The following is an 11714-nucleotide window of genomic DNA, read 5'->3' on the forward strand; positions in this document are numbered from 1 at the left end:
GCTTACCTCGGTAGATTCGTGCCGGCGGAATGTGTACGTCGCGGCAACGCCATGTAGAAAGTGGCGCCCTGATCCAGGGCGCCTTCGGCCCACACCCGGCCGTCGTGTCGTTCGATGATGCGGCGCACACTGGCCAGGCCAATGCCGGTGCCTTCGAACTCTTCCATGCGGTGCAGGCGCTGGAACACCCCGAACAGCTTGCCGGCGTAGGCCATGTCGAAGCCCACGCCATTGTCACGCACGAAAATGATCGTCTCGGCGTCCTGCTGGTAGGCGCCGACTTCGATCACCGCATGCTCGCGGGTGCGGCTGTACTTGATGGCATTGGACAACAGGTTGCGCAGCGCCAGGTGCACGAACGCGGCGTCGGCCACCAGGCGCGGCAGTGCCGCCACCTGCCATTGCAGATCGCGACCTTCGTAATCGGGCTGCATCTCCAGGCGGATGGACTCGACCAGCGCGTTGAGGTCGACGTCGGTGAAACGCAGGGCCGAACGGCCCATCTGGGAAAAGCTCAGCAGGTTGTCGACCAGGGTGCCGGCAAACCGCGCCGACTCGCCGATGTGTTCGAGAAAACGCAAGCCTCGCTCGGACAGCTTGGGGCCTTCGAAATCGGCCAGCAATTCGGCGTAGCCGGCAATGTGGCGCAACGGTGCACGCAGATCATGGGACACGCTGTACGAGAACGCCTCGAGCTCCTTGTTGGATTTCTTCAGTTCACCCGCCAACTGCGCCAGTTCCTCGGCCTTGCGCAGGACGATGCCCAGCACGGCGGTGCGCAGTTCGTGTACGCCTTCGATCTCGAGTGCGTCCCAGGGGCCTGAGAAGCCGCTGACTTCCTGCTTCCAGCTATCGAAGCTGGCGCGTGGATTGAGCACACCGGCACTGTCCAGGCTTTTTTCTGCCCGCCCTGCCCAAGTCACCGTGTGCGATTGCTCCGGCTTGAACCAGATCAAATAGTGGGAATGAATCTCGGAAATCGCCACGGCCAGCACACCGCCGCAGTAACGCGCCAGTTCGGGCAGCTCGGGCAGGTCCCGACCGACGTTGTCGCTGTGAAATATTTCCTGCCCGCCGCGCTCGGCCAGCCACACTGCCAGCGCATCGACCAGCGCCTGCGGAGGTGTGTCACCCAGCAACTCGCAGCGAGCCTCGGCGATGATCGCCGCACCGCTGGCGCGGACGAAGCCCAGAAAGGTCTCGGGCAACGTCAGCAGGCCGGCACGCACGCTGTCGCTGTCGGCCATGGCGGAGAGCAACTGGACGATCTGCCGACGCAGTTCGAGCATGCGCTCGTTCTGCGCATGGACGGCTTTGGTTTCGATCTGCAGCGACAGGACGCTGCCCAGCAGCTCACAGGCGGTACGGGTCTGAAAACCGACCGCATGAGGCTGGTCGTGGTGACAGGAGATCAGACCCCAGAGCCGACCGTCGACCACGATGGAAATCGACATCGACGCCATCGTCTGCATGTTGCGCATGTACTGCACGTGCACGGGTGAAACGCTGCGCAGTGCTGCATGACTGAGGTCCAACGGCTCGCCGGTCAGGGGGTTGTTGGCCGGCATCAGCGGCGATGCCTGGTAGTTGGCATCTTCGATCACCCGGATGCGGTTGATGCAGTACAGCTCCCTGGCCTGACGCGGAATATCGGACGCCGGGAAGCATAGCCCCAGGTAGCTGGGGTAGCCCTCGTCCCGTGCCTCGGCCAGCACGGTGCCGTTGCCCGTCTCGTCGAAACTGTAGGCCTTGACCCGACCGAAGCCGGTCACGCGCTTCACCTCGACCACCGAGCGCTCGCACAACTCGAGAATGTCCTGGGCGTTGTGCAACTGGCCAATGAACGTCCGCACCATTGGGTACAAGGCGCCATAGGCATGGGCCTCATCGGCAGCGGGCTCGAACTCGGCGACGATCACCCCGTCGACGCGGTGCACCATCATCGCCGTGGCAATCTGGCGACGGCTGCCCTGGGCGAAGCGCACATCGGCGAAATGAAATGGCTGCTGTTCTTCCCCGGACCAGGCGGCCAGGCGCGCCGACAGTGCCGCACCTCGCTCGATCAGGTCGGCGACCGGCGTTTCCAGCAGGTGCGCAGGCTCGAGCTGCAGCCAATGGCGGACGTTGTCGCTGACCTGCAGCACACGCTGGGCGGCGGCGTCGAGCACCAGCATGAAACCCTGCGGCTGGATGCTGCCCGGCGTACGTATGGGCTCGCTCGCGCACTGCTCGATGGCAGCGGCGAGCAGGACCGAAGTCTCGCGTGATGTCACAGTGGATCTCCTGGCGGCCTATCAGCGCGGTGCTGCAAGCCATTGCATGGTCGCCAACCGTGGCATGTGAAAAACTTACAATCGGCTACCACCTTAGCAAATTAGGACGCGCCATGTAGGCTTTACGTTCATTAATGGCAAATTGATTTTAGCCACTGCGGGTGCATGTTTTGCAGGCCGCGCCATCGAACCATTAGCGCATGACATTTCTCAGCCTAATCAGTATGATGCGCGACTATGCGAGGTTGGCGAAATTGGTAGACGCATCAGACTTAAAATCTGACGACCTTTGGTTGTGCGGGTTCGATTCCCGCACCTCGCACCATCTCGATTTCTCCCCCCTCTTCCCAATCTTCGGGAACTCCTGCCCTCTCAGCTTGCCGACTTCCTATACGCCACGCATTTCGCCTGGTGACACAAGGAGGCCCGACCCATGCCTGATGCTCAGGGAAAAATTCGTTACGCCGTGGTTGCCGGTGGCTGGATTTCGCAAGGTGCGTTCATGCCCGGTGTGGACCAGACCCGCAATTCGGTGATGACTGCACTGGTGACCGGCGACCCGATCAAGGCCGATGAACTGGCTGCGATGTATGACCTCAAGAGCTACAGCTACGAGCAGTTTCCCGAACTGCTGGCGTCGGGCGAGATCGATGCGATTTACCTGGCCACGCCCAACTTCCGTCATCGCGAATTCGCAGTCCCGGCGCTCGAAGCCGGTATCCATGTGCTGCTGGAAAAGCCCATGGCTGCCAGCGAGGAAGACTGCTTGGCAATCAATGCGGCTGCCGAGCGTGGCAACGCCAAGCTGATGATCGCCTACCGTCTGCATTGCGAGCCGGGCACCGTGGACATGGTCCAGCGCGTGCGCCGCGGCGATATCGGTGAGCCACGGCTGTTTACCGCCACCTTCACGCAACATACCGATGCCGAGAACCACCGGATGAAAAGCGGCTTCTGGGCCGGCCCGGCGGCGGACATGGGGCCCTACCCGCTCAATGCCGTGCGCAACCTGTTCGGCGGCGAGCCGCTGGAAGTGCATGCCGTTGGTGCGCAAACACCCGGACGGCCGATCAACACGCCAGACACCGTCAGTGTGACTCTGCGGTTCTCCGAGCAGCGTCAGGCTACGTTCACCGTCAGCTACAGCCTGCCGGCAACCGAGCGGTTCCAGCTGATCGGCAGCAAGGGGGAGTTCGAGGCGTCGCCTTGCTTCGGTTTCGGTGAAGGCGTCGCCATTGCCTACCGCGCGATCATCGACGGCGAAACGCAGGCCCATACCTTCCCGGTGGTCGATCAGTTCGGCGGCGAGACGGAGTACTTCTCTCAGTGCATTCTCGAAGATCGCCAGCCTGAAGCGGATGGCGATGAAGGTTGGCGTGACGTGCGGGTGCTGGCCGCCATCGAGCGCTCGCTGCAGACCGGCGAGATCCAGAAGCTCGAGCCGCTGGCTCCGCGTCAGGGCATCCAAGCCGATCAGGCGCGATTGCTGACCCTGGCCAAGGTGCCGCCGTACGTCAATACCACTGAACCCAACGACTGAGCAGTGCACCGATCTGCCTGAATGACCGCAGCGCCTGCTTCGCGGCCGACGACCGCTCCTACGAAGATTGGGGTTCCCCAGTAGGAGCGGTCCGTGGCCGCGAAACGGTGGCTGCGGTCTGTGGGCTGTACCGGGTCCTCTTTTCACAGCCGATAACCGCCCGAAAAGAGGAACCACAATCCCTGTAGGAGCGGTCCGTGGCCGCGAAGGGCGCGCGGCGGTGTGGCGGGTGCACTACGGGTTCAGCAGCGGCTCAGCAGGGTCGTTGCCAGGCGTTTGGCCTGCGCCGCGACGTCGGTCACAGCGGTACTCTCCCACCACATCCCCCGCAACGGCGGGCCCATGGCGAACAGTCGCTCGGCGACCAGCCCTTGGGCGTCCACGACAGCACCATCGACGTCAGCCTCTATGCCCAGGGCCAAGGGTCCCGGCCGGATCAAGCCACGCGCCAGAAGCTGGCGCGGCAACGGCTTGTCGACCCGCCGCCAGTCATATTCGATACCACTGGAATTGATCAACGCATCCCCGTGCAGCTGCACCGAGGCAGATTCGCCCCGGCGGCGAATGGTCAGGGTCGTGCCGTCGGCGCGCTGATAGCTGGCCGCCTGAAGGGTCAGCCGTCCCTCGCGTATCAGCCTCTGCACCAGCGCGTCGCTGGGCGGCGGTGACCGATGGTGGTGGCTCTCCCACCAGGGCCGTACATGGCGTACGAACTGGCGCTTCTGGCGCTCGCTGGCTTGGCTCCACAGCCGCGCTATATGCACGCGCACGGTGTCCAGCGGCGCCTGCCAGTCGACGCCTTGCTGCAGCGCCTGGCGGCATTGCTTGCGTACCTCGGCCATGAGCTGGCGCGGGCTGCGCACATCGTCGGCCGCCGCCAGGAAATCCGGCCAGCTCGGCGGCTGGCGACGAACATGAGGCCACAGACCGTGCCGCGAAATCACCGTGATCGGCCCGCGATGGCCGGCCTGGTCGAGCGAAACCACGGCATCGACCATGGTCAGTCCCGAGCCGATGATCAACACCCGGGCCTGACGGTCAAGGCCACGCATGGCCTGCACGTCCCACGGGTCGACCGCCCCAGCGTTCAGCCCACCCGGCGCCTTCAAGGCGGTGCGCGCGGCGGGAAACATGCCCGTGGCCAGCACCGCCTGCCGCCCGTACCACACCTGGCCGTTGTCCAGGGTGATCTCGACCTGCTCGGCATGGGTCTGCAGATCGATCGCCTGCGCGCGCACATGCTCTGCCGTGGCCCCGTACCGGGCACCCGCTGCACGTGCCTCGGCCAGGCGTTGCTGGGCATAGAGCCCGAAGATGCCGCGCGGCGGGAACAGCTCCGCCACCGGCAGCGACTGCTCGGCCGACTGCGGCCACCCGCCGGCGTCGATGAACCGGGTGAGCCACTCGGTCAGGTCGTCGGCGTTGTCGGGGTCGACGCTCATGCGCGCCGCGTTGCCATTGAGGGTGTGCCCCAACTCGGTGGCACTGTAAGCCTCACCTCGGCCGAGCTCGGGGCGCGGCTCGATGATGACGATCCGCCGTGCGTGAGGTTGCCTGAGCAACTGCACCGCCAGCAGGGTCCCGCTCAAGCCGCCACCGATGATCACTACATCGGCGTGCCTGGATACAACATCGGTCATGGGTAATTTCTCAAGGACGATGGCGCCGATCATACGTCATGCAAGGCACCCGGCCGCTGTGACGCCGCCACGATGCCCCGGCAAGCGGCCAGATCGAGATCGTGCAGCGCTGCGGGCCGGGCAAAGTAATAGCCCTGGGCCTGGGAAGCACCCATCTCGCGCAACAACTGCAGGGTGGCAAGGTCCTCCACCCCTTCGGCGACGACCGTCAGCCCGAGCGATTCGGCCATGCGCACGATGGCACGGACGATCGCCCGGCTGCGCGCGCTGCTGGTCAATTCGAGAATGAACGACTTGTCGATCTTCAACCCGTTGAATTGGTATTGGTGAACGTAGCTGAGCGATGAAAAACCGGCTCCGAAATCATCGAGCACCACGCTCATGCCGTGCTCGGCCAGCTGCTGCATGGTCCGCTGCGCCATGGCCGGCTCGGCCACCAGCGCGCCCTCGGTGAGTTCCAGGCAGATTCGCGAAGCCGCTACGTGATGCCGCGCGAGCACGGCCAGCACTTCGTCGGCGAACCCGCTGCGGGTGATGCTGTAGCTGGAGCAGTTCACGTGCACCGGCGGCCAGTCTGCGTGCGCCGGCTGGGCGAGAATCTCCGCTACGCAGGTCAGCATGTAGAGGTCGAGGCGGCCGATCAGCCGCAGGCCTTCGAGCGCGGGCAGGAAATGCCCGGGGGCGATGATGCGCCCGTCCGGCTGGTGCCAGCGGATCAAGGCCTCCAGCGCCCGCACCTCGCCGGTCTGTACATCGACGATGGGCTGGAAATAGGGCAGCAGTTCGTCGCTGCGCTTGAGCGCATTGCGCAACGCCCCCTCCTGCTCGACCTGGTCGGAGACTTCGCGGCGCAACGCCTGGTTGAACACTGCATAGCTGTCGCGACCGGCATTCTTGACCCGGTACATCGCCTTGTCGGCGTCACGCAGCAAGTCGGCCGTCTCGCTGTGGAACTGGCTGTCGGCGCCGACGATGCCGATGCTGCACGAGGAAAACACCTCGTGGGCATTGATGAAAAAGGGCCGATCGAACGCCACCAGAATGCGCTCGGCAATTTCCACGGCAGCTTCCAGGTTCGAATCCGGCGCCAGCACGGCGAACTCGTCGCCACCCAGGCGGGCCAGCAGGTCATCTTCACGCAGGCAACTGCGCAGGCGCGCACCGGCTTCCCTGAGCAACTGGTCGCCGAAGTGATGACCAAAACTGTCGTTGACCATCTTGAAACGGTCCAGGTCGATGAACATCACCACCAGTTCACGGCCATCGGAGCAGTATTGGTCCCAGGCCTGGGCCAGACGCTGCTGCAGGTGAATGCGATTGGGCAGCCCGGTCAGTGCGTCGTGGGCGTTTTCGTACTGCAGTTTGGCGTTGGCATGGTCAAGCTCGCGCGTTCGACTCTGCACCCGCGCTTCCAGCCGCAGGTTGGCTTCGTAGATGGCTTCGGCAGCGCTGCGGCGCGACAGCGCGGTGTCGATGTGGCGCGAGACGAAGGTCAGCAGGTCCTGGTCGCGCAGGGTGTAGTGCACGTCACTGGCGTAGCTCTGCACCACCAGTACGCCGCGCACGCGATCATCGTCGAACAGCGGAACACCGAGCCAGGATTGCGAGCGGACCAGCTCGCGGCTGTCTTCGATTTCACCCTGGATCATCAGACGCGTCGCGGCGTCGAAGTCGATCAGGCAGGCACAGCGCTGGCGAATCACGTACTCGGTCAGGCCACGCCGCCCCCGGCGCGGCTGCGGGCGGCCAGTGAGCTGCTCATCGACATAGTAAGGAAAGCTGACTTCGCCGCTTTCGCCGTCGAAGATCGCGATGTAGAAGTTGCGTGCATACAGGAGGTCGCCGACGATCACGTGCAGGCTGTGATAGAGGCCGTCGATTTCGCCTGGCTTGCTCGACAGCTCGGCAATCTGGAACAGCGCGACCTGCAGGTGCTCTGCGCGCTTGCGCTCGGAGACTTCCAGACGCAGCGCGGCATTGAGCTGGGACAATTCCTGGGTACGCCGCGACACCGTTTCTTCCAGGTCGGCACGATGCAGAATCCGATCCAGAGCCATGGCAACGTGCCGGGCGACCACCAGAAACAGGGCACGGTCTTCCGCGCTGTAGGCCCGTTCGACGTCGTAGACCTGCATGGCGATCATGCCGAACACTTCATCGCGGGCGTTCTTGAGCGGCGAACCCATCCAGAATTCGGGGATGTGCCCCACGCAGTGGAAACGCCCCTGCCGCCCTGCCAGGGCGATACCCTTGGCGTCGATCAGCAGGGGCTGGCCGCTGGTCAGTACCTGGCCGGTCAGCGACAGATGTTCGGGGGTCAGGTACTCGTAGTTTTCCGCTTCCAGCGCTTCGACGTCGATGACGTCCACGTAGTAGGGGTAGGTGATCTTGCCGCTTTGCGCATCGTAGAGCGCCAGGTAGAAGTTCTCTGCATCGATCAGGCTCGCCAGGAGCTTGTGTACACCCACCAGGAAAATCCCGCGGTCGCGGGTCGAGCTGGCCAGGTAGGTGATTTCGTAAAGTACGCGTTGAGTGATCTGCGCGCGGGCCAGAGCGTCGGTCTGCACCTGGCGACCGATGGCAGCGGCCAGGTCGGCGAGGGCCCCGTCGTGGGTGACGTGCACAGGGGCCATCAGCCAGCCGAGTACCCCTTCGCCCTGCCCGGTCGGCCACAGCTGGAGGCTGCAGCTTTCGCAGAAACGCTGCAGTTCGTGGTTGGCCAGCACCAGGGGCCAGTGTCGCTGCAGGTCGCCCTGGCCTTCGAGATGCAGCTGTTCGCCCGCCCGGTACCACGCCCACGCAGTGCTGTGGGGCCATTCACGGGCCTGCTGCAGAATCGCTTCCAGCGATGCTGCCTCGAGCATGGGCGTAGAGCCCTTGCCGAACTCGGCAAAGGTCGGGGAATCGGAACTCATAGACGCTCCATGCCAGAAAACCAACGGCGTACATCTTCGAGCCTATGGCCATCTAATGGCAAGCCCCACGAACGGCCCTGACGTTTACGGCAAACCTTTGTGTCGCAAACCCCTTGTCCCGCCACCAGCGACACAGCATCGACGCTCTGCTGGAGGATCTGCAGGAGCGGCCTGTGGCCGCGAACCAGGCGCCGCGGTGTGGCAGGTACACGGCGGCGATTCTTTCGCGGCCGATGACCGCTCCTACCGGAGGGGTAAATGCAATCTCTGTAGGAGCGGCCTGTGGCCGCGAACCAGGCGCCGCGGTGTGGCAGGTACACGGCGGCGATTCTTTCGTGGCCGATGACCGCTCCTACCGGAGGGGGTCGGGTTTACAGGCCGCCGCCGACGTCCAGCAGGGCGCCGGTGGTGTAGCTGGCCCGATCGCTCACCAACCACATGATCGCCTGGGCAATCTCATCCGGCTGGCCACCGCGGCCCATGGGCACGGCGCCTTCCTTGCGCGTAACCCGGCCCGGTTCGCCGCACAGGGCATGGAAATCGGTGAAGATCATTCCGGGACGAACCGCATTGACCCGTATGCCCTCGCCGGCCACCTCCTTGGCCAAGCCGATGGTGAAGCTATCGATAGCCCCCTTGGACGCCGCGTAGTCGATGTACTCGTCCGCGGAACCCAGCCGAGCGGCAATCGACGACACGTTGACGATCACCCCACCCTGGCCGCCATGCCGCCGCGACATCCGCCCTACCGCATGCTTGGCGCACAGCATGGGGCCCACTACGTTGGTCGTCATCAGCCCGAGCAGGCGCTGCTCGGACATCTCGTCCAACCGCGCCCTGGGGCCGTTGGTGGCCGCGTTGTTGACCAGCGCAGTGACCCGGCCCAACTCGGCATCCACCTGGCTGAACAAACGGAACACGCCATCTTCGCGGCTGACGTCGGCACGCACCGCGATGGCCTGCACGCCCAGCGCCCGCACTTGCTGCAGCACATCCCCGGCCGCTGCGTCGTCACTGCGATAGTTGATGCACACACGATAGCCCTGGCTTGCCGCAAGCAGCGCGGTCGCAGCGCCGATACCTCGGCTGCCACCTGTGATGACAATGACTTTTTCCATGAAATACGTAGCCTCCAAAGACGGATTCAGGCGCGGCTGGCGCTCTTGACCTGCCTGGCCGCCTGAATGTCGTGCATGAAACGCTCGGCCGGAAGCGGATGGCCAAGCAGATAGCCCTGCAGGGAATCACAGCCCAGGCGGGTCAGGAACTGCTGTTGATTGCTGGTTTCGACCCCTTCGGCCACGATCCGCAGGCCCAGCGCCCGACCTAGCGCGACGATCGCCGACACGATGGCGGCATCGTCGCTGTCCTGCTCCAGGTCACGGACGAAACCGCGGTCGATCTTCAACTCGTTGGCCGGCAGCCGCTTGAGGTACATGAGGCTGGAATAACCCGTGCCGAAATCGTCGATGGACAGATCGACACCCATGTCCGAAAGCTGCTGCAGCACGTTCATGCTGGCGTCGGCGTCGCTCATCGCCGTGGTTTCGGTGATTTCCAGGGTCAGGTTGGCCGCGTCGAGCCCGTGCCGATCCAGGGTGCTGGCCACCCCGCGGACCAGGCCGGCATGGCCGAACTGCAGGGCGGAAAGATTGACCGCGATGCGCCAGTGCCCGAAGCCCTGGTCGACCCACTCGCGCATCTGCCGACAGGCCTCGTCGAGCACCCAGCTGCCAATGTCGATGATCAGCCCGGTTTTCTCCGCAAGGTCGATGAAGGCGGCAGGCGCCAGCAGGCCCATTCGCGGGTGCTGCCAACGCAGCAGCGCTTCGGCGCCGATCGGCTCGCCGCTGCGGGCACCGAACTTGGGCTGGTAGAACAGACGCAACTGCTGCTCGGTGACTGCCATGCGCAGTTCCTGCAGCAGCTGCAGTTGCTTGCGGGCATTGGTGTTCATCGAGCTTTCGAAAAAGCTGTAGCCGTTCTTGCCGATGCTCTTGGCGTGGTACATGGCCGCGTCGGCATTCATCAGCAACTCGTTCTGATCGACGCCGTTGCCTGGGTACAGGGCAATACCGATGCTCGCTGAAATCTGCAATGTGTGCCCTGCCACCTCGAAAGACTGACCGATAAGATGCACCTGCTGCGCGGCGATACCCTTGGCATAGGCCGGCTCTTCCAGGCTCACGAGCAGGACGAACTCGTCGCCGCCGATCCGCGCCAGGGTGTCCTGACCATGCAGACCGCCGCGCAGACGCGAGCCCACGGCACGCAGCAACTGGTCGCCCATGTGATGGCCGAAGGCGTCGTTGACGGGCTTGAAGCCATCCAGATCGATGAACATCACCGCCAGGTAGCCGCCGACGGCATCGACCTGGCTGATCGCCTGGCCAATGCGGTCGGCCAGCAGTATGCGGTTGGGCAGTCCGGTCAGGTTGTCGTGCAGGGCCAGTTGCGTCAGTTCCTGGTTGGCCAGGGTCAGGGAGTTGGCCAGCGCCGAGGTACGTGACTCCATGCGCGCATCCAGTACCGACGTCAACAGGGTCATGCCCAGCACCGCCAGGGTGGTCACCAGCACCAGGTAGTCGAGGCCGTCGCCGGTCAAGCCGTTCAGGGCCCCGCCGCAGACGCTGCCCGCCGGGAATTCGGCGGCAGCCATGCCGGTGTAGTGCATGCCGACGATGGCGATGCCCATTACCACCGAGGCTCCGGCACGGGCCACGCGTACATTGGGGCGGTTGCGGCGCAGGCGGAAGGCAATCCACAACGCGGCACCGGAAGCCCCTGCGGCAATCGCCAGCGACGCAACGAACAGCACAGGGTCGTAGACGATGCCTGGCTGCATCTGCAGCGCCGCCATGCCGGTGTAATGCATGCTGCTGATACCGGCGCCCATGATCAGCGCGCCGACGGCCAGTTGCGGCCCCGGCAGCTGCGGCTGGCTGACCAGCCACAGGGCAAAGCCGGAACTGAGCACGGCAATGAGCAACGAAGCCGCCGTGAGACTGAGGTCGTAGCCCAACTGGATCGGCAGTTCGAAAGCGAGCATGCCGATGAAATGCATCGACCACACGCCGATGCCCATGGCCAGCGCCCCGCCGCTCATCCACAGGTACACAGCCCGGCCCTGCGCCGTGGCAATACGCCCGACCAGATCAAGCGCGGTGTACGACGCCAGAATGGCAACACACAGCGATACGACGACAAGAGCGGAAGAATAAGTACCAATTAGCATCGATATCTCGACAAGGCCGTGCGGGGTTTCAAAGGGTGACGTCACTCTGCGCAGCCATCCTGTAGCAGCGGCGCAAGCCGCGTCACGAACGCCATGGTGAATCCGACGAAA

The 11714-nt window shown here is 64.3% G+C and carries 6 protein-coding genes and 1 tRNA gene; 2 read left to right on the forward strand and 5 right to left on the reverse strand.

All coding sequences use genetic code 11. From position 1 onward, the window contains the following. Positions 1–2: 2 nt before the first annotated feature. Positions 3–2273, reverse strand: a complete 2271-nt coding sequence (locus ONG87_RS11100; RefSeq protein ID WP_264381236.1) for an ATP-binding protein — start codon at positions 2271–2273, stop codon at positions 3–5. A 239-nt stretch (positions 2274–2512) separates the two neighbouring features. On the opposite strand from ONG87_RS11100, the gene ONG87_RS11105 reads away from it, so the two are divergent. Together ONG87_RS11105 and ONG87_RS11110 are read left to right on the forward strand one after the other, a co-directional pair. Beyond that, positions 2513–2598, forward strand: a tRNA-Leu gene (locus ONG87_RS11105). A gap of 108 nt (positions 2599–2706) precedes the next feature. Beyond that, a complete protein-coding gene (locus ONG87_RS11110) occupies positions 2707–3813 on the forward strand; it encodes a Gfo/Idh/MocA family protein (RefSeq protein WP_264381237.1) in 1107 nt (368 codons plus the stop codon). 242 nt (positions 3814–4055) lie between these two features. Here the strand turns inward: ONG87_RS11110 and ONG87_RS11115 are convergent, their stop codons facing one another. The 4 genes from ONG87_RS11115 to ONG87_RS11130 form a co-directional block, all read right to left on the reverse strand. Then, positions 4056–5453 (reverse strand): FAD/NAD(P)-binding protein, encoded by a 1398-nt coding sequence (locus ONG87_RS11115; protein ID WP_264381238.1) that lies wholly within the window; start codon positions 5451–5453, stop codon positions 4056–4058. 29 nt (positions 5454–5482) lie between these two features. After that, entirely contained in the window at positions 5483–8317 is a 2835-nt protein-coding gene (locus ONG87_RS11120; protein WP_244646880.1) for an EAL domain-containing protein, read from the reverse strand. 422 nt (positions 8318–8739) lie between these two features. Then, positions 8740–9486, reverse strand: coding sequence for an SDR family oxidoreductase (locus ONG87_RS11125; protein ID WP_264381239.1), 747 nt, complete (start codon positions 9484–9486; stop codon positions 8740–8742). Between the two features lie 26 nt (positions 9487–9512). Beyond that, positions 9513–11603: a bifunctional diguanylate cyclase/phosphodiesterase gene (locus tag ONG87_RS11130; protein WP_122477884.1), complete on the reverse strand. Its 2091-nt coding sequence runs from the start codon at positions 11601–11603 to the stop codon at positions 9513–9515. Positions 11604–11714 lie beyond the last annotated feature (111 nt).

Origin of the sequence: Pseudomonas sp. MM227, from assembly GCF_947090715.1 — a bacterium.
GTDB lineage: Bacteria > Pseudomonadota > Gammaproteobacteria > Pseudomonadales > Pseudomonadaceae > Aquipseudomonas > Aquipseudomonas baltica.